The following is a 19123-nucleotide window of genomic DNA, read 5'->3' as shown; positions in this document are numbered from 1 at the left end:
CAAAGTCAAAAAAGTGCGGTTAATTTGACCGCACTTTTCATAAGTAGGAACATTTATGTCCAGCAACAAAACCGGACTTTCATTTTTATGGCTGAGCCTCATCGCCTTTATTGCCGATCTGGCGAGCAAATATCTGGTCGTCACCCGTTTTGAGTTATACGAAAGCGTGCCTGTTCTGCCGCTATTTAATCTGACTTATGTGCGCAATCCCGGCGCGGCGTTCAGTTTTTTAGCCACCCATTCCGGCTGGCAGCAATACTTCTTTATTTTACTGGCGATCGCGATTTCGCTGATGCTGGTGTATTTCCTGTATAAAAACGACGCATGCCAACGCTTACAAAACAGTGCCTATGCGCTGATTATCGGCGGTGCGCTGGCGAATATGGCGGATCGCGCTTATCACGGTTTCGTGGTGGATTTTCTGGATTTTTACTGGCGGGACTGGCATTATCCGGTCTTTAATGTGGCGGACATCGCCATTTGCGTCGGCGCCGCGTTGCTGGCGCTGGACGCGCTGAAAAACGGCGATAAAGCAAAGAGCGAGCAAGCATGAAGATTATTTTAGCCAATCCGCGCGGATTCTGCGCCGGCGTGGATCGTGCCATCAGTATCGTGGAGCTGGCGCTGGAAATTCACGGCGCCCCGATTTATGTGCGGCATGAAGTGGTGCATAACCGTTTTGTGGTGAACGGATTGCGTGAGCGCGGTGCGGTGTTTGTGGAAGAACTGGACGAAGTGCCGGACGGTGCGATTGTGATTTTTTCCGCCCACGGCGTCTCGCAGGCGGTACGTCAGGAAGCCAAACGGCGCGAACTGAAAGTGTTCGACGCTACCTGCCCGCTGGTCACCAAGGTGCATATGCAGGTGGCGCGCGCCAGTCGCAAAGGCACCAAAGCGATTCTGATCGGACACGAAGGCCACCCGGAAGTGGAAGGCACGATGGGGCAGTACGATAACCGCGAGGGCGGAATTTATCTGGTGGAAGACGTGCAGGATATCGCTAAATTGTCTCTGCGCAATGATGAAGACATCACCTTTATGACCCAGACCACGCTGTCGATTGACGACACCAGCGAGGTGATTGACGCGCTGAAGCAAAAATACCCTGCCATTCAGGGGCCGCGTAAAAACGATATTTGCTATGCCACCACCAACCGGCAGCAAGCGGTGCGCGAACTGGCGAAACAATCGGATCTGGTGATTGTGGTCGGTTCGAAAAATTCGTCCAACTCCAACCGGCTGGCGGAACTGGCCTCCCGGATGGGCGTGACCGCCAAGCTGATTGATGAAGCCGGTGATATTGATCCGCAGTGGCTCAATCAGGTTGAGGTTATCGGCGTCACCGCCGGCGCCTCGGCACCCGAAGTGCTGGTGCAGTCGGTGATTGCACGCTTGAAAGCGCTGGGCGTGGAAACGGTGGAGGAGTTGCAGGGCTGCGAAGAAAATACCGTATTTGAAGTGCCGAAAGAACTGCGCGTGCAAGCGGTCGGCTAACGGTTTATGCGGCGCGCCTGCCGTGTCAATCGGAATCGGGAGCGGAAAAACAACGTGCTTTTTTACCGCACTTTTTCTCCGCTTTGCGATCCGGATCGTAAAACCGTGCGGCGCCGATTGCAGATTGTTGTCCTTTGGCACAGAGTAACGCCCGTTGGCGTAATCCCAACGACGGCTTAACTTGACAAAAGGACAGTATATGAAATCAGTTAACGCGCTTTTCAGCGCAATATTTTTCTTAGTCGCCCTGTGCAGCGGGACGGCGTCGGCGCAACAGGTATCGCCGGCAGAAGATGTGTCCGACGGGCGGCAGAGCACGGAGGTTGTGGTCGGCGATAAGCTGAATATCAACACGGCGAGCGCGCAAGAGATCGAAACATCCCTGCTCGGTATCGGGGCGAAGAAAGCACAGGCGGTGGTCGAGTATCGCGAAAAACACGGTAACTTTACCGCGCTTGAACAATTGCTGGAGGTACAAGGCATCGGTAAGGCTACTTTAGACAAAAATAAAGGGCGCATCAGCTTGCAGTAATCGCAGTCTGAAATAGTTTACAAAGCCGGAACCTTCGGGTATTCGGCTTTTGTTATTTTAAGCGTATAATTAACCGCACTTTAAATGACTCAAGGAGCGAACATGACGCAAAAAATCGTACTTGCCACCGGCAATCAAGGCAAAGTGAAAGAAATGGCCGACGTGCTGGAAAACTTCGGTTTCGAGGTGATCGCACAATCGGATCTGGGCATTGAAAGCCCGCAGGAAACCGGCCTGACCTTCGTGGAAAACGCCATTTTAAAAGCGCGCCACGCGGCAAAAATGTCCGGTCTGCCGGCGATAGCCGACGACAGCGGGCTGGTGGTGTCGGCGCTGGGCGGTGAGCCGGGATTATATTCCGCCCGTTATGCCGGCGTGGAGGGCGAACATGCCGATCGGGAAAACCGGCGCAAACTGCTGGCGAATCTGGCGCACATCGCGGCGGACAAACGGCAGGCAAAATTTGTCAGCTGCATTGTGCTGTTGCAACATGCAGGCGATCCGTCGCCGATTATTGCCGAGGGCGAATGCCACGGCCATATTACTTTCGAGGAAAAAGGCACGAACGGCTTCGGTTATGACAGCCTGTTTTTCTACCCGCCTAAAAACGCCACCTTTGCCGAGCTGGAAAGTGCGGAGAAGAAAACCGTCTCTCACCGCGCCAGAGCGCTGGCGGTACTGAAAGAGCGCCTGAAATAATGCTGAGCTTGCCGCCGTTAAGTCTGTATATTCATATTCCCTGGTGCGTACAGAAATGCCCCTATTGCGATTTTAATTCTCATGCGCAAAAAGGCGCGATTCCCGAACGGGATTATCTGCGCCATTTGCTGGCGGATCTGGATCAGGATCTGGCGCGTTACCGTGACAGCGTCGGGCAACGGCCGCTGCATTCCATTTTTATCGGCGGCGGCACGCCGAGCCTGTTTTCCGCCGACGGCATCGCTTGTTTATTACACGGCATCCGGCAGCGTATTGCCTTCGACGCCGAGATTGAAATTACGCTGGAAGCCAATCCCGGCACGGCGGAAGCGCAGCGTTTTATCGGTTATGTCGAGGGCGGTGTCAACCGCATTTCCATGGGCATTCAAAGTTTTGACGATGAAAAACTGCAAAGTTTGGGGCGGATTCACAATGCCGAAGAGGCCAAAAGTGCGGTCGGTTTTGCCCGCGTTTGCGGAGTAACATCTTTCAATCTGGATCTGATGCACGGACTGCCGCAGCAAAATACGGCGCAGGCGCTGGCCGATTTGCGTCAGGCGATTGCGCTGGCACCGCCGCATTTATCCTGGTATCAGCTGACGATTGAACCGAATACCCTGTTTGCTTCCCGGCCGCCGCGGCTGCCCGATGACGATGAGCTATGGACGATTTTCGAGCAAGGACACCGTTTACTGACGCAGGCAGGATACCGGCAATACGAAACTTCCGCTTATGCCAAGCCCGGCTATCAGTGCCGGCATAATCTGAATTACTGGCGTTTCGGCGATTATCTGGCGATCGGCTGTGGCGCGCACGGGAAGCTGAGTTTTGCCGACGGCAACATCATCCGCTTTTCCAAAACCAAACACCCGCAAGGTTATTTGCGCGGCGACTATCGCTATGAAGAAAAGGCGGTGGAGGCGGCGGATCGTCCCTTTGAATTTTTTATGAACCGCTTTCGCCTGCTGGAACCCGTACCGAAACAGGATTTTATCCGGCTGACCGGGCTGCCGATTGAAACGGTGCGCAAGCAGACGGATTGGGCGTTGGCGCAGCAATATATTACGCAAACCGACCGCACTTGGCAGGTGACGGAACGGGGCAAGTTGTTTTTAAACGAACTGTTGGCCGGCTTTTTACCGGAATAGGGCTTGTTTATCCCCTGCAATAGCATTAAAGTATGGCGGTTACAGGCAAACGTTTACTTCGGGCGGCAGCTTATGTTCCGCCTGCATAAAGGATGATATATGGATCAATTAACAATGAAAAAACAGGCGGCGCAGGCGGCGTTGGCCTATGTGAAAGCGGATACGATTGTCGGCGTCGGCAGCGGTTCGACGGTAAACTGTTTTATCGATGCGCTCGGCACGATGAAAAATCAAATCAAAGGTGCGGTGGCGGCCTCCAAACACTCGGAAGAATTATTGCGAAAACAAGGCATTGAGGTATTCAGCGCCAATGATGTTTCCAGTCTGGACATTTATGTGGACGGCGCCGATGAGGTCAATCCGCAGAAAATGATGATTAAAGGCGGCGGTGCGGCGCTGACACGTGAAAAAATTGTGGCCGCATTAGCAAAAAAATTCATCTGCATCGTGGATAGCAGCAAACAGGTAGATGTGTTAGGCTCTACATTCGCCTTGCCGGTGGAAGTGATTCCTATGGCGCGCTCGCAAGTGGCGCGCAAACTGGTTGCATTAGGCGGTTCGCCGGAATACCGTGAGGGCGTCGTGACCGATAACGGCAATGTGATTTTAGATGTATATAATTTTAAAATCATGAATCCGGTGGAAATGGAAAAAACCTTAAATAATGTCGCCGGCGTAGTCACTAACGGGATTTTTGCCCTGCGCGCGGCGGATATTATTATTGTCGGGACGCCCGACGGCAGCAAAATTATTGAATAATCATAACAACGGAGAGCAAACATGACAGCCAAAGTATCGCTGGATAAATCAAAAATTAAGTTTTTACTTTTGGAAGGCGTACACCAAAACGCGTTGGACGTATTACACGCGGCAGGTTACACCAATATCGAATATCACAAAAAAGCGCTGGAGCCGGCGGAATTAAAAGAGGCGATTAAGGATGCGCACTTCGTCGGGTTGCGCTCGCGCACGCATCTGACCGCTGAAATTCTGGAGCATGCCGGCAAGCTGATTGCTATCGGCTGTTTTTGTATCGGCACCAATCAGGTGGATCTGGAAGCGGCAAAAGCGCGCGGTATTCCGGTATTTAATGCGCCGTTTTCCAATACCCGTTCGGTGGCGGAGCTGGTGTTGGGCGAAATTTTGCTGTTAATGCGCAATATTCCGCAGGCGAATGCGCAGGTGCATCGCGGCGTATGGAATAAATCCGCCGTCGGATCGCATGAAGTGCGCGGTAAAAAACTGGGCATCGTCGGTTACGGGCATATCGGTTCGCAATTGAGTATTGTGGCCGAATCGTTGGGGATGAACGTCTTTTTCTATGATCTGGAAACCAAATTGCCGCTCGGCAACGCGCAGCAGGTCAGTACGCTGGAAGAATTGTTATCCGGCTGTGATGTGATTTCGCTGCATGTGCCGGAAAATGCCTCGACCAAAAATTTAATGAGCGCCGAACGCATCGCGCAGTTAAAACAGGATTGTATTTTTATCAATGCGGCGCGCGGTACCGTGGTAGATATCGATGCGCTGGCACAGGCGCTGAAAGCCGGGCGAATCCGCGGCGCGGCGATTGACGTATTCCCGCAGGAGCCGGCCTCAATTAACGAAGAATTCGTTTCCCCGCTGCGTGAATTCGATAACGTGCTGTTGACTCCGCATATCGGCGGTTCCACCGCGGAAGCACAGGAAAATATCGGTACCGAAGTGGCGACCAAATTCGTCAAATATTCCGATAACGGTTCCACCTTATCGGCGGTGAATTTCCCTGAAGTGTCCTTGCCGGAACACAGCACCGCCAAACGCCTGCTGCATATTCATCAAAATCGTCCGGGTATTCTTAATAAAATCAACCAGTTGTTTGTCGATGCCAATATTAACGTGGCGGCGCAATATTTGCAGACCGATCCGAAAATCGGCTATGTGGTGATTGATGTGGAAACCGAAGACAGCAGCGAATTGCTGCAACAGTTACGCGCCATCGACGGCACCATCCGCGCCCGCGTATTGTTCTAATCCGCCCGGCGGCTTTTGTCCGCCGTCTTGCAGACTAAAGTGCGGTCGATTTTTTCGCTAAAAAATTGACCGCACTTTTTGGTTGTCCTGTGTTAAACTTGCCGTTAATTTTTTTAATGAATGATTAACTGTTTGTATGAAGAAGTGTTTTTGGGTCGGTTTGTGCTTGTTGATTATCGCCGGCGGTGTGGTGTTTTGGGGCTATCAACAGGTTTCGCACTTTGTCGAACAACCGGTTTCCGTGCAAGGTCAGGATCAATTGCTGACGCTGGAACGCGGCACCACCGGCGGCAAACTGGCGGCGTTGCTGGAGCGGGAAGGCTTGCTGCAAGATGCCCGACTGCTGCCTTGGCTGCTGAAATTACAACCGCAGCTGAATAAAATCAAAGCGGGAACCTATTCCCTCAACGGCGTGCATACCGTCGGCGATCTGCTACAGGTGCTGAACGCCGGGAAAGAAGCGCAGTTCAGCGTTCAGTTTATTGAGGGTGATACTTTTAAAAGCTGGCGTAAAAAGGTGGAAAACGCACCGCACTTAACACAAACCCTGCAGGGCAAAAGCGAGGCGGAAATTTATAGCCTGCTGGCATTGCCGCAGGATGCTGCCGCGCCGGCCAAAATTGAGGGCTGGCTGTATCCCGATACTTATCACTACACGCCGGGTTCGACGGATCTTGAGCTGTTGCAGCGCGCCTCGGCACACATGAGCAACGTGCTGGCGCAGGCATGGTCGCAGCGTGCTGCCGATCTCCCGCTGGAAAATCCTTATCAGCTGCTGATTCTGGCCTCAATTGTGGAAAAGGAAACGGCGCTGGCGGCGGAGCGTGGCAAAGTGGCCGGCGTTTTTATCAACCGTTTGAATAAGCATATGAAATTGCAGACGGATCCGACCGTCATTTACGGCATGGGCGAGCAGTATGACGGCAATATACGGCGCAAGGATTTAGAGGCGCCGACCCCTTACAATACTTATGTGATAGACGGTTTGCCGCCGACGCCGATTGCCATGCCGAGCGAAAGCGCCTTAATGGCGGCGGCACAACCGGAAAAACACGATTTTCTTTATTTTGTGGCGGATGGCAGCGGCGGACATCAGTTCAGCCGTACGCTGGCGGAACATAATCGGGCGGTACAGCAATATTTGCGCTGGTATCGTTCGCAACAGAAACCGAAATAACAGGATAGTTTATGACAGCGGGCAAGTTTATTGTGATCGAAGGGCTGGAAGGCGCGGGCAAAACCACCGCACTGCAGACGGTGGTGCAAACCCTGCATGCCGCAGGCGTGACGGAGTTGGTGTTTACCCGCGAACCGGGCGGCACGCCGCTGGCGGAGAAACTGCGTCAGCTGATCAAATATGAAACGGAAGAGCCGATCACTGACAAGGCGGAACTGCTGATGTTGTATGCGGCGCGGGTGCAGCTGGTGGAAAATGTGATTAAACCGGCGCTGGCGCAGGGCAAATGGGTCATCGGTGATCGCCATGATCTGTCTTCACAGGCTTATCAGGGCGGCGGCCGCCGGATTGATCAGGAGCTGCTGCACACCTTAAAACACGCTGTATTAAAGGATTTTGAACCGGATTTTACCCTGTATCTGGATATTGATCCCACCGTCGGGCTGGCGCGTGCCAGAGGTCGCGGCGAGCTGGATCGGATCGAAAATCAGCAGCTGGATTTTTTTCAACGTACCAGAGCGCGTTATCTGGAGCTGGTGGCTGCCGACCCGAAAGCGGTGCTGATTGATGCCGGACGGCAAATCGGGCCGGTCAGCGCCGATATTCAGGCGGCGGTCAGACAGTTTGTGGAAAACAATTGATAATATGGACGCACATTATCCTTGGCTTAGCGAGCGTTATGCCGACATTATCAACGCCTTTCGACAGGGGCATGGCCACCATGCGCTGCTGTTTCGCGCCGATCCGGGATTGGGGACGGAGCAGCTGATTTCGGATATCGCCGCGTGGCTGATGTGTCAGGCGCCGCAGGCGTTACGGGCTTGCGGACAATGCCACGGCTGCCGTTTGTTTCATGCCAGCAATCACCCGGATTTTTACCGTCTTGAATCCATTGACAATAAAGATATCGGCATTGAGCAGGTGCGCGAAGTCAATGAAAAAGTCATGCAGCATGCGCAGCAAAACGGCAATAAAGTGGTGTATATCATCGCCGCGGAACGGCTGACCGAAGCGGCGGCGAACGCTTTGCTGAAAACGCTGGAAGAGCCGCGCCCGAATACCTATTTTTTATTGCAGGCGGATTTGTCCGCGCCATTGTTGCCGACTATTTACAGCCGCTGTCAGGCATGGCTGATTGCGGTGCCGGCGGCGGAAATCGCGCAGGCTTGGCTACAGCAACAACAGGCGGCGGAAATTGAGGATATTCGCACCGCACTTCGCATCAGTTACGGGCGTCCGTTAGCGGCGCGGGATGTGCTGGCGCAGGGCTTACTGGAAACCCGCAAGGTTTTTCTGCGCCAGTTCTGGCTGTTTTATACCCGCCGTTCGCCGCTGGAATTATTGCCTTATTTTGACAAGGAACGGATTTTTCTACAGCTGGACTGGCTGGCGTCCTTTTTAGCCGACAGTCTGAAAGCGAAACTGGGTGTGCATCAGGGTTGGATGAACGCGGATCTGGCGCGCGGCATCGAACAATTCAGCCGACAACAAACCGCGCCGGGCTTAGTGAAAGCCAATGATATTGTGCAGAAAGTGCGGTCGGATTTATTGCAGATTAATGCGGTCAATCAGGAACTGATTCTGCTCGACGGCTTAACCCGCTTGATCACCGACGTGTTTGCCGCCTGAGGCTGAATGAACGCCTTATCGCGCCGGAATTTAAATTCAATCAATAAGGAATACCGATGTTTATCGTAGATAGCCATTGCCATTTGGATGCGCTGGATTATGAAAATTTACATAAAAACGTTGCCGATGTGGTGGCGAAAGCGGCACAGCGGGAGGTGAAACATTTGCTGGCGGTGGGTGTTACTCTAAGCCGTTTTGAGCAAATGTACCCCAGCCTGCGCGGTTTTGATAACGTTTCTCTGGCTTGCGGCGTGCATCCGCTGGATTTGGAAGACGAAGCCTTTGACCCCGAACGCCTATTGCGTCTGGCGGCGGATGATAAAGTGGTGGCGATTGGTGAAACCGGGCTGGATTATTATTACAGCGCGGAAAATAAAGCCGTGCAGCAAGCGGTGTTTGCCCAGCAGATTGAGATCGCCAATCAGCTTAATAAACCGCTTATCGTGCATACCCGCTGTGCGCGGGACGATACGCTAGCGCTGCTGAAGGCGCATCAGGCGCAAAAGTGCGGCGGCGTGCTGCACTGTTTTACCGAAAACTGGGAAATGGCGAAACAGGCGCTGGATATGGGATGGTATATTTCCATATCGGGCATTATCACCTTTAAAAATGCGCAGGCGTTGCGCGACGTGGTGCGCAAGGTGCCGTCGGATCGCCTGTTGGTGGAGACCGACAGCCCGTATCTGGCGCCGGTGCCTTACCGCGGTAAACAGAACCAACCGGCTTATGTGCGCGAGGTGTGCGAATATACGGCGAGCCTGAAAGGGCTGTCGGCCGAGGCGTTTGCGCAGATCACCACACAAAATTTCGAGCGTTTGTTTAAAATTAATGTATAATAAATCAACGCAGCTTAACGAAGGAAAGCAACATGAGAAAATTTTTAAAGTATTTTTTCCTTGCCGCCATTTTGGCGTTTCACGGTTTTTTATTTGCGGTGATAAGCTATGTGATGCCGCATTATGAAATTACCCGTGTGACCGGCGTGGAAGTTAAACGGGTGGACAAAGACGGCCCGATTACCAAATCAAACCCGGCGGACGGCCCGACCCGTGATGTGTATTACATTTACACCCAAAAACCGAATGAAAGTAAAGTGATGGTCTATCGAAACGAAGATACCCGCTGGGGATTTCCGTTCTATTTCAAATTCGGATCGGCGGATTTGCAGGCCAAAGCGCAAAGTTTTTCGGTGGAGCATAAACTGGTTCAAGTGAAATATTACGGCTGGCGTATCGTGATGTTTGACGAGTTCCGCAATGCCACCTCAATTAAGGAAGTGACGTTGGATGAGGGCGCCTCGCACCCGATTCTGGCCTATATTTTCTATTTCTTCCTGCTGATTACGCTGTTTTTCTCCGTGCAGTTCGTGCGCGGCTGGTTCGACAGCGAAAAATAACCTCATCAAAGGGCGTCAGGCCCTGATACCGTTGGCTGGTGCGGGTTTACGCACCAGTGTCGTTTTTAGTTAATCGGATAGAGTCGAGATTATGGGTTTATTGGAAGCGATTTTAATTTTAATTCTGTTAATTGCGATTAGTGCGGTCATTTCTTCGGCTGAAATTTCGCTTGCCGGCGCGCGCAAACTGAAATTGCAGAGTCTGGCGCATGAAGGCGATGAACGGGCGGAAATGGTGCTGCAACTACAGGCGCAGCCGGGACGTTTTATTACGGTGGTGCAAATCGGGCTGAATATGGTGGCGATTTTGGGCGGGATGATCGGCGAAAGCGCCATCAGTCCGTTTTTGCAAAGCGTGCTAGCCCGCTATACCGCGCTGCAGGCGGTGGAATCGGTGGCCTCTTGGTTGTCTTTCGTGTTGGTGACCGTGGCATTTATTTTACTGGCGGATTTAATCCCGAAACGGTTGGCGATGACCAGTCCGGAAGCCGTAGCGGTGCGTACGGTACGGGTGATGAAATTCAGTATGCTGGTGTTTAAACCGCTGGTCTGGTTATTTGATACGATTGCCAACAACGTTTTTCGGCTGTTTAAAATTTCCACCGAGCGGGAAGATAATCTGACCTCCGAGGATATTGTCGCGCTGGTGGATGCCGGTGCGGAGGCGGGCGTATTAAAAGCGCAGGAACATTATCTGATCGAAAATATTTTCGATATGCAGGAACGTACCGTCACTTCGACCATGACCACGCGCGAAAACATTGTATTTTTAGACCGCACTTTTGCCCGCGATAAAGTGCTGGCGACGATCAAAGATAACCCGCATTCCAAGCTGCTGATTTGTGATCAGGGGCTGGATAAAATTCTGGGTTATGTGGAATCCCATTCGCTGCTGACCCTCTATTTGCAGGAGCAAAAAGTGGCGCTGACCGATCAGCGGGTGCTGCGTAAATCGCTGTTTATCCCGGATACGCTGTCGCTGTTTGAGGTGCTGGAGCTGTTTAAATCGGCCGGTGAGGATTTCGCGGTGATCGTCAACGAATATGCGTTAGTGGTGGGCATCGTTACCCTGAAAGATGTGATGAGCATCGTAATGGGGGAGTTAGTGTCCAGCGAGGAGGAACAGATTGTGCGCCGTGACGAAAGCTCCTGGCTGATTGACGGCGCCACGCCGCTGGAAGATGTGATGCGCGCGCTGGATATTGCCTCTTTTCCCGGTGAGGAAAATTATGAAACCGTGGGCGGTTTTATGATGTATATGCTGCGTAAAATTCCGAAAAAAACAGATTTTGTACTGTATGATAAATATAAGTTCGAAATTATCGATACCGAGAACTTCAAAATCGATCAGCTGCTGGTATCGCTGCGGGTGGATTTATAACAAAACGGGGCGGATTATACTCCGCCCTGTTGCATTGAGCGCCTCAGAACAACGCGCCCCACAAGGCGGAAACCGGCATGGCAAGGAATAATGCCGGCAGCATATTGGCTACGCGAAACATGGCGATACCGCAGATACGCAAGCCCGCCGCAACCATCAGCATGCCGCCTACCGCGCCGAAATCCGCCCGCATTTCCGGCGTCACTAACGGAATAATCACTACCGCGCCGTAAGCCAATATAAGCTGCAACAAGGTTTGCGGCACAAAAATCGTGGCGACGGCAATGCCCAATGTGGTGGCAAAGATTATCGCGGTGAAAAAATCCAGCAAGGCTTTTACGATCAGAATACTGGCATCGCCGCTCATGCCTTCGTTCATGGCACCGAAAATCCCCGTGCCGCTGAAAGAAAACAAAATGGTGATCGCCACAAATTTGGCTAAAAATTCTTCCTGAGACGGAGCACCTTTCGACTTCTGCGGCAGGATTTTTTCAATCAGTCCTTTGGCCGACGAGGCGAGTTTATTAATGCCGTTTTCCAGCAAAATAATCTCACCGATAAGCGTGCCGAGCAGTACAGAGATAATCATCGCCGGCATGGCGTTTACTTTGGCGATCATGGTGATTCCCATGCCCATGGAGCTTAATCCGAACATTAAGGTCAGATTGTGGCGCAGCTGTTCGGGCACGCGTCCGCCCAATACCGCGCCGATAAATGCGCCGAGCACAATGGCGGCGCCGTTGATATAAGGTCCGATAACGGTCATCGTGTGTTCCTGTTAAGTGCCAGTCGGTCTGGCGGATTAAGAAAAATAACGGATATTTTTCGGTTTGAACAGACTGTCAACCAGTCTTTTTAATTTCTCATTGGTACTGCGCTGCTTTTTGGCTAAAGGAATGGCGCTCCAGTCCACGGATTGTAATGACGCAATGCACTGTGCCACGGTCAGATTTTTCAGCCGTGCATTAATCAGAAACTCGGCAATCAGACCGTTCCATTCCCCTTTATTGCCCCAATAATGCCCGATTTCCTTGTCACAAGCCTGCAACTCGCCGGCATGGTTCAGGGCAATGGAAAAGGCGAATTGTTCAAGCAGACGTCGGGTGCAGCCGGTGGCGCACATTTCATCGCAGGCGCGCAAAGTCAAACGGATCACTTCGCGGGCACGGTGCGCCGGCAGCGCGATGACACCGGCATTCCACATCATCGTTTGAGGGTGAATGGCAATTCCGGCTACGGTTTTGCCGCATAAAGTGCGGTGCATTTTGCGCAGTGTTTTATCGCAGCCGGCATCCAGCCGACATTCCGGCTTGTGCATCAACATATTGCCTTGCGCCAGCGCACGTTGGGCGGCGGACAGATCGCGCGCCAAAAACGTATCGCTGTCCGCATACAGTAAATGATCGGCGGGATACTGTGCCTGCACCCATTCCAGCGCTTTGATTTTTACCCGCCAGAAAAATTGCTGCTCACCCTGCCAGTCGCGCAAAGTCTGCGCATCAATCGCAAGCACCTGCGCCCGATCCTGTAGCCAGGTATAAAACGCCGGCTGATCGGTAACGATTAACACCCGTTTAAGCAACGGATCTTTCAGATAAGTCAGGGCGGAAAACACCGCCTGATAATGGTTTTCCAGCCGTTCGCCGAAAGTGAGGAAAATCAGGTTCATGCGGCTTCCTCGTTTAACCATTGCGCTAAAATCTGTGCGGGCCGAATCTCATTGACATTGTCGGCATAGCGTAAAATGTGGGTGGTGTTGCGGTTGTTCGGATGCCAATGCAGGAAGTTTTGCTGATCCTGGCTATAAAAGGCGATAAGCGGTTTATTTAATCCTGCGGCGATATGCACTGTTGCCGTATCCGGTGAAATCAGCAGACTGGCATACCGAATCAGTTCAATATTATGAAAGATCGTGGTGGTATTTTCATAAATAAAAATCTTATCGGTCGCCTGTGCCAGCTGATCATCGCAGGCGATGATGTGTTTTAATTGTTCGGTTACATCGGGATAGGTTAATAAAACCAGCGAGCGTGTTGTATTTTCGAGTAAATATTTTAATATTACGGCAATATTTTGCGCCTTGAAACGACGGGCGGAACCGTGGCCGAAAAAATTGACGCAGAGGAATTCGGTCAGCCCGTGATGACGCAGAAAAGAAACTATATCGCGATTTGCTTGTCTATCTGAAGGCAGATCATATTGGGTATTAATGGAATGAAAGCCGAGTTGTTCTAGTGCCGTTTGGTAAATAGCGGCGAAATGCAGATTCGGATCGGTAATATTCAGATTGAAAAGCCGATAGTCGGATTTCAGATAGCCTAAATTGATACGGGCGTTAATTAAACGGATAAAAAGCAGATCCCGATTGCGCAGTACGACGGTCGGATCAACCAGCGCATCAAGGTGTAATTTTCTTAAATTCAGACCGCACTTTATGCGATCGATAATACTGCGTTTGTTAACAAAAAAAAGTTGATCAATATAGGGGTTGCCGGTAAATAAATAGGCGTTGTTTTTGGTGCAGACGACAGCGATAAAAATATCGGGACGTTGTTTTTTCAATTCACGAAAAACAAACGAACTGACAATATAATCCCCGATTTTACCGTCTTGGCGGAGAAAGAGGATTTTATTGATATTCGTCGCCTTGGCAGGATGAGTTTTCCGGATATCGATCAGCAACTTACCCAGATGAATGCGGATTTTTCTCAGGGTACTTTTTATACTCATAAATTCAAACTCGGCATGGTTTATCAGATGAAATGGCGTGCCGGTTATTATAACGAATTATATGTGTTTGAACCACCCGGGCAATGCCGGCCCGGTTGTTTTTATTATGAGGTTATATGCTTATAAAAAGAGTCATTGCTAAAATTTTCGGTTCTCGTCAACCGACAAAAAACACTGACCTCAGTCGGATTGATTCCGTCTTGCTGAATCCGGTCGGTGATGCCATCGGCGATGCGGTCGCACACGGGCTGCATTTGCGTCAGTTAAAAAAATCCTATCCGCAGTTAAAAGTCGGTGTGTTCGTGACCGAACGTAACCGGGCGGTATTCGCCGCAAGCGGGGTGGTGGACGAGCTGATTCCGCTGCAGGCGGCGGAATATGTCAAACAACGGAAAAAATGGGATCTGTATCTTGATTTCACCACCCGGTTTAATTCTAAAGGCCTGATTTTAGATAAAATACTTGCACCTCAGCGGGTGATGATTTTTGTGAAAACCGCAAAAAAATATTATTCGCTGGAAAATATTCATAATTATGATTTCTATATGCCGCTGCCGCCGCAAACGCATTTTAAAGATTATTTGCAAAACAGTGCGTTAGCCCCTTATATTGCGCAGCAACCGGAATGGTTTTACCAACTGCAGCTTGCTGAGGCGGTTAAAGCGCAGGCGGAAAAACAATGGACGGCAGGCAAAATCCGTATGCTGTTGTGTCCGCAGGGCAGTGTAGTCAGACGCCGCTTGCCGGCGCAGGAGTGCGCTGCAATTCTGGCGCAAATTCAACCGCACTTTATCGATAAAATAGAGATTCAATTGGGTTATAGTGCGCAGAATCCGGCGTATCTGGCGGAACTGAAAACATTCGGCGCTTTGCCGGCAATGCGTGAGGCGCGAAAAACCACGGTGGAACAATATCTGGCGTTGGTGAATTCCGCCGATATTGTGCTGGCGGTGGACAGCGGCACCGTGCATGTGGCGTGCGCTTTTGATAAGCCGTTGCTGGCATTTTATGCGAATTTTCCCACCAATATCGCGAAATGGTATCCTCATGCGCGCGATAGCACAAAAGTTAACATGCTGGTGGGGCAAGGTGCGGCGGCGAATTCCGACGCCACGCAGAATTTTGATGCGCAGCAGGCCGCTGCATGGCTGAATGCGCAGCTCGCCGTATGTTCGGCAGGTAATAACAATAACGATTAAGAGAAACTTATGCACGATATTGCTGTTGTTGTGCCGACGGTTTGTCGCCGCTCGTTGCTGCGGGCGGTCACATCCGTTTATCGGCAGGATTTTAAAGGGAGAATTCAGATTCTGGTCGGGGTGGATAAAGACTTGACCGGAAAATCTGCCGAATTCCGTCAGACCTTGGAACAGGCTTTGCCGGACAATTGTACTTTGCTGTGGTTTGATCCCGGCTATTCCACTTCGGTGCGTCATGGCGGTGTGCATAAATGCACCTTTGGCGGCTCGTTAAGAACCGTTTTGTCTTTTGCCGCCGACTCGCCGTTGGTGATGTATCTGGATGACGACGACTGGCTGGCACCGCAACATTGCAGGCTGATCGTTCAGGCCATAGAACATAAAACCTGGGCGTTTTCATACTGTATTTATGCCAATGGCAATAAAGGCGTCGGATTATGTCCCGATTATTTGGAAAGCGTCGGGCCGGGAAAAGGCGTTTTTGTTGAACAGGGCGGGTTCGTCCGTCCTTCGGGCATGCTGATCAATAAACTGAAAGCAGCGGATATTTTGCACCTATGGGCCGATTCGCCGAATGAAAACGGGGATGCGGAAGATCGTTTAATTTTTGAAAAATTAGCACATCGACCCTACGGCGAAACTGGCATGCCGACGGTTTATTATGCGCTGGATCCGCGCGACGGTATGCATGCACGGCGTTTGGCTTATATTGCGCAGCAGGGAGCGGCTTTTCATGATGTGGATAAAGTCTGTTCGGTCAGAGAAAACAAATCCATGTTGCGGATCTTGTGGCGTCGTTTGACGAAGCAATATTTAAAACGGGCGATAAGCAAACTAAGCAATAAACGCTGAACTTGATGCCGATGCCGTAACAGTGCGGCAAAACGGAAATGGCACTTAAAATAAAACCTCGCTTGAGCGAGGTTTTTTCGATAATCCGGCTTATTTTGTACCCGGGATTTTGAAACGGCTGTTGAAACGTTCAACACGGCCGCCGGTGTCAACGACACGTTGTTTACCGGTGTAGAACGGGTGGCATTTGCCACAAACGTCCAGATTTAAATCTTTGCCTACTGTAGAGCGTGTTTTGATGACATTACCGCAGGAACAGGTCGCAGTAATTTCTTTATATTCCGGATGAATACCTTGTTTCATAGAAAACCTCAATCTGAAGCCACTCCGCTTTCCGAAACTGAATTCGGCACCGAGTGTGGTTAATATTACGCCGTACGACGGCAGCTTTTGTAAGGAGGCAGATTATACCGGAAAAAAAGGAATATTCAAGGGGGTGGATAAATTCGTTATAATAACGGCAAGTTGTATTATCCGGGTTATTTATGAGACTTGTCCGCATTACATTGGCCGTGCCGCTTTTTAGTTTTTTCGATTATATTCTGAGCGAAGAGATGCTGCAGCCGCAAATCGGTACGCGGGTTCTGGTGCCGTTCGGCAGACAACGGCGGGTGGGCATTGTGCTGGATTTCCCCGCTTGCACGGATGTACCGCCCGAGCGGCTTAAAGCGGTAATTGCCTGTTTGGACGAACAACCGGTGTTTAACCGAAACATGCGACGGCTGCTGGATTGGGCGGCGGGTTATTATCAGGCGCCGTTGGGCGAGGTGCTGCTACAGGCCTTGCCGGTCAGATTGCGGCAGGGCGAAAGTGCGGTGGAAAAAAACAAAGTTTGCTTTAAATTGACCGCACTTGGGCGTCAGGCGCTGGAAAATGACGCACTGAAGCGAGCCAAAAAACAGGCGGAGGCATTAACGGCGCTGTCATCATCGCCGTTGGAAAAAGGCAATAACGGCTTTAGTGCCGCGATTTGGTCGACCCTGTGGGAAAAAGGTTATGTGGCGGAAGCGGAAACGGCGCCGCAGTCAGTAAGCTGGCGGCAGGCGTTGGGCGAGAATCCGATTGTCTGTCGGCAGGATAAACTGACGCTGAATCGACAGCAGGCGCTGGCGTTAAGTCAGCTGGTGTTTCAGCAGGGCTTTGCCGCTTGGCTGCTGGACGGAGTTACCGGTTCCGGCAAAACGGAAATTTATCTGCAATTTATCGAGGCGGTGCTGGAAAAGGGTCGGCAGGTGCTGGTCTTGGTGCCGGAAATCGGGCTGACTCCGCAGACGGTGCAGCGTTTTAAGGCGCGCTTTCAGGTGGCGATTGATGTGCTGCACTCCGATGTGAATGATACGCAGCGCTTGCAGGTGTGGCAGCGGGCGCGCAGCGGGCAAAGTGCGGTGGTTATCGGCACCCGTTCCGCTTTGTTCACCCAGTTTGCGGATTTAGGTTTGATTGTGATCGATGAGGAACATGATCCCTCGTTTAAACAGCAGGACGGCTGGCGTTATCATGCGCGGGATCTGGCGGTGGTGTATGCCAAACAGCTGGACATTCCGGTGCTGCTCGGTTCCGCCACGCCGAGTCTGGAAAGCCTGAATAACGTGCAAAGCGGCAAATACCGCCATCTTTTATTATCCGAACGTGCCGGCAGCGGCGGAGCATTGCGCCATTTTGTCATCGATTTGAAACAGCAGCGGGTACAGCACGGCCTGTCCGATGCGTTGCTGGCGAAAATGAACGAACACTTACAACAGGGCAATCAGGTGCTGCTGTTTCTAAACCGGCGCGGCTTTGCACCGGTACTGTTCTGTCATGAATGCGGCTGGATCGCCCAATGTCGGCATTGCGACAAACCCTATACCTATCACCGTCAGTCGCGGGTGCTGCGCTGTCATCATTGTGCTGCGCAGGCGCCGGTACCGATGCAGTGCGCCGAGTGCGGTTCGACCCATTTGATGACCACGGGATTAGGCACCGAGCAGTTGGAAGAAACATTGCGTCAGCGTTTTCCGCATTATCATATCACCCGTATCGATCGCGACAGTACGGCGCGTAAAGGCAAACTGGAAAGCCATTTGCAGGATATTCGGCAAGGTAAAAGCCGGATTCTGATTGGCACGCAAATGCTGGCGAAAGGTCATCATTTTCCTGATGTGACCTTGGTTGCATTATTAAATGTGGACAGTGCGCTGTTTTCACCGGATTTTCGTGCGGAGGAGCGTCTGGCGCAGCTTTATATACAGGTTTCGGGTCGTGCCGGGCGGGCGGCAAAGCGCGGTGAAGTGGTGTTGCAGACCCATTATCCCGAGCATCCGCTGCTGCGCAGCCTGCTGACCGAAGGTTATCGCGCATTCGCCGCACAGGCGTTGACATTCCGGCGTAGTATGGATTTACCGCCTTTCAGCTCGCAGGCGTTGTTTAAAGCGCACGGCAGGCACAGCAACGAGGCGGAACAGCTATTGCAACAGATTGCCGCGATGTTGCGGCAAGCGGCGCAGCATGAACAGCTTGATGGCTTGCAGATTTTAGGCCCGATGCCGGCGCCGTTCAGTAAAAAAGCCGGTTATTACCGCTGGCAGTTGTTGTTGCAGCATGATTCCCGCGCGGCACTACAGCGAATTTTGAGCCGGTTTCGGCAGCAGGAGCCGCCGCAGGCAGGGCAAGTGCGGTGGGTTTTGGATGTGGATCCGCTGGATTTAACTTAGCGCTGGAAAAAAACGCGGTTTTTCAGTAGAATTGGCGTGATTTTTTATGTATTCACGCCTTTACTGACATTTCCTTATCCTTGCTGATTAGCTATTGTCCTTTGGGGAGAGAAGGGAAGAGAAAATAATGGGCGGGATTTTGCAAACACCGTGCCTGCCGCACCGTGTTGAAGTATAACT

General features: G+C 51.6%; 20 protein-coding genes. 16 read left to right on the top strand and 4 right to left on the bottom strand.

Annotation, left to right across the window (positions count from 1 at the left end):
- Positions 1-55: 55 nt before the first annotated feature.
- The 13 genes from lspA to paeA all read left to right on the top strand — a co-directional run bounded on the left by lspA (position 56) and on the right by paeA (position 11469).
- Entirely contained in the window at positions 56-553 is a 498-nt protein-coding gene (lspA, locus tag ACESOH_RS01675) for a signal peptidase II (RefSeq protein WP_032093431.1), read from the top strand.
- Positions 550-1494 (top strand): 4-hydroxy-3-methylbut-2-enyl diphosphate reductase, encoded by a 945-nt coding sequence (gene ispH, locus ACESOH_RS01670; RefSeq protein ID WP_032093432.1) that lies wholly within the window; start codon positions 550-552, stop codon positions 1492-1494. The genes lspA and ispH overlap by 4 nt, the downstream gene beginning before the upstream one ends.
- 199 nt (positions 1495-1693) lie before the next feature.
- Entirely contained in the window at positions 1694-2026 is a 333-nt protein-coding gene (locus ACESOH_RS01665; protein ID WP_032093433.1) for a ComEA family DNA-binding protein, read from the top strand.
- Positions 2027-2128: 102 nt separating this feature from the next.
- Entirely contained in the window at positions 2129-2725 is a 597-nt protein-coding gene (rdgB, locus tag ACESOH_RS01660) for an RdgB/HAM1 family non-canonical purine NTP pyrophosphatase (protein WP_373099261.1), read from the top strand.
- Positions 2725-3873: a radical SAM family heme chaperone HemW gene (gene hemW / locus ACESOH_RS01655; protein WP_373099259.1), complete on the top strand. Its 1149-nt coding sequence runs from the start codon at positions 2725-2727 to the stop codon at positions 3871-3873. Before rdgB ends, hemW begins: the two co-directional genes overlap by 1 nt.
- 99 nt (positions 3874-3972) lie before the next feature.
- A complete protein-coding gene (gene rpiA, locus ACESOH_RS01650; RefSeq protein WP_032093436.1) occupies positions 3973-4632 on the top strand; it encodes a ribose-5-phosphate isomerase RpiA in 660 nt (219 codons plus the stop codon).
- A gap of 21 nt (positions 4633-4653) precedes the next feature.
- The gene (serA, locus tag ACESOH_RS01645) at positions 4654-5886 is read left to right on the top strand and encodes a phosphoglycerate dehydrogenase (protein WP_032093437.1); all 1233 of its coding nucleotides are present in this window, start codon (positions 4654-4656) and stop codon (positions 5884-5886) included.
- Between the two features lie 136 nt (positions 5887-6022).
- Positions 6023-7063, top strand: coding sequence for an endolytic transglycosylase MltG (mltG, locus tag ACESOH_RS01640; protein WP_373099257.1), 1041 nt, complete (start codon positions 6023-6025; stop codon positions 7061-7063).
- A gap of 11 nt (positions 7064-7074) precedes the next feature.
- Entirely contained in the window at positions 7075-7704 is a 630-nt protein-coding gene (gene tmk, locus ACESOH_RS01635; RefSeq protein ID WP_373099253.1) for a dTMP kinase, read from the top strand.
- Positions 7705-7708: 4 nt separating this feature from the next.
- The gene (locus ACESOH_RS01630) at positions 7709-8692 is read left to right on the top strand and encodes a DNA polymerase III subunit delta' (protein WP_373099857.1); all 984 of its coding nucleotides are present in this window, start codon (positions 7709-7711) and stop codon (positions 8690-8692) included.
- A 56-nt stretch (positions 8693-8748) separates the two neighbouring features.
- Positions 8749-9528: a YchF/TatD family DNA exonuclease gene (locus ACESOH_RS01625; protein ID WP_373099251.1), complete on the top strand. Its 780-nt coding sequence runs from the start codon at positions 8749-8751 to the stop codon at positions 9526-9528.
- A gap of 32 nt (positions 9529-9560) precedes the next feature.
- Positions 9561-10088, top strand: coding sequence for a DUF1523 family protein (locus ACESOH_RS01620; RefSeq protein ID WP_032093442.1), 528 nt, complete (start codon positions 9561-9563; stop codon positions 10086-10088).
- A 91-nt stretch (positions 10089-10179) separates the two neighbouring features.
- Complete coding sequence (gene paeA, locus ACESOH_RS01615; RefSeq protein ID WP_373099249.1) at positions 10180-11469, top strand: polyamine export protein PaeA; 1290 nt, start codon at positions 10180-10182, stop codon at positions 11467-11469.
- 43 nt (positions 11470-11512) lie between these two features.
- On the opposite strand, the gene ACESOH_RS01610 is transcribed toward paeA, so the two are convergent.
- The 3 genes from ACESOH_RS01610 to ACESOH_RS01600 are packed head-to-tail and all read right to left on the bottom strand — an operon-like array spanning position 11513 to position 14199.
- Entirely contained in the window at positions 11513-12235 is a 723-nt protein-coding gene (locus tag ACESOH_RS01610; protein ID WP_373099247.1) for a DUF554 domain-containing protein, read from the bottom strand.
- 36 nt (positions 12236-12271) lie between these two features.
- On the bottom strand, positions 12272-13138 hold the full coding sequence (locus tag ACESOH_RS01605; protein ID WP_373099246.1) for a hypothetical protein: 867 nt from the start codon (positions 13136-13138) through the stop codon (positions 12272-12274).
- Positions 13135-14199 (bottom strand): glycosyltransferase family 9 protein, encoded by a 1065-nt coding sequence (locus ACESOH_RS01600; protein WP_373099245.1) that lies wholly within the window; start codon positions 14197-14199, stop codon positions 13135-13137. Before ACESOH_RS01600 ends, ACESOH_RS01605 begins: the two co-directional genes overlap by 4 nt.
- Before the next feature lie 116 nt (positions 14200-14315).
- Between ACESOH_RS01600 and ACESOH_RS01595 the strand changes: the two genes are divergently transcribed.
- Both ACESOH_RS01595 and ACESOH_RS01590 read left to right on the top strand, forming a co-directional pair.
- Positions 14316-15398, top strand: a complete 1083-nt coding sequence (locus ACESOH_RS01595) for a glycosyltransferase family 9 protein (protein WP_373099243.1) — start codon at positions 14316-14318, stop codon at positions 15396-15398.
- A 9-nt stretch (positions 15399-15407) separates the two neighbouring features.
- Entirely contained in the window at positions 15408-16250 is an 843-nt protein-coding gene (locus ACESOH_RS01590) for a glycosyltransferase family protein (protein ID WP_373099242.1), read from the top strand.
- Positions 16251-16340: 90 nt separating this feature from the next.
- Here ACESOH_RS01590 and rpmE read toward each other — a convergent pair whose 3' ends face one another.
- Positions 16341-16553: a 50S ribosomal protein L31 gene (gene rpmE / locus ACESOH_RS01585; RefSeq protein ID WP_032093447.1), complete on the bottom strand. Its 213-nt coding sequence runs from the start codon at positions 16551-16553 to the stop codon at positions 16341-16343.
- Between the two features lie 182 nt (positions 16554-16735).
- Between rpmE and priA the strand changes: the two genes are divergently transcribed.
- Positions 16736-18943 carry a primosomal protein N' gene (gene priA / locus ACESOH_RS01580; protein WP_373099240.1) on the top strand — a complete coding sequence of 736 codons (2208 nt, stop codon included), beginning with the start codon at positions 16736-16738 and terminating at the stop codon, positions 18941-18943.
- Positions 18944-19123 lie beyond the last annotated feature (180 nt).

The sequence above is a fragment of the Necropsobacter rosorum genome, from assembly GCF_964241405.1.
Classification (GTDB): Bacteria; Pseudomonadota; Gammaproteobacteria; order Enterobacterales; family Pasteurellaceae; genus Necropsobacter; species Necropsobacter rosorum.
This window is presented reverse-complemented; position numbering and strand designations above follow the sequence as displayed.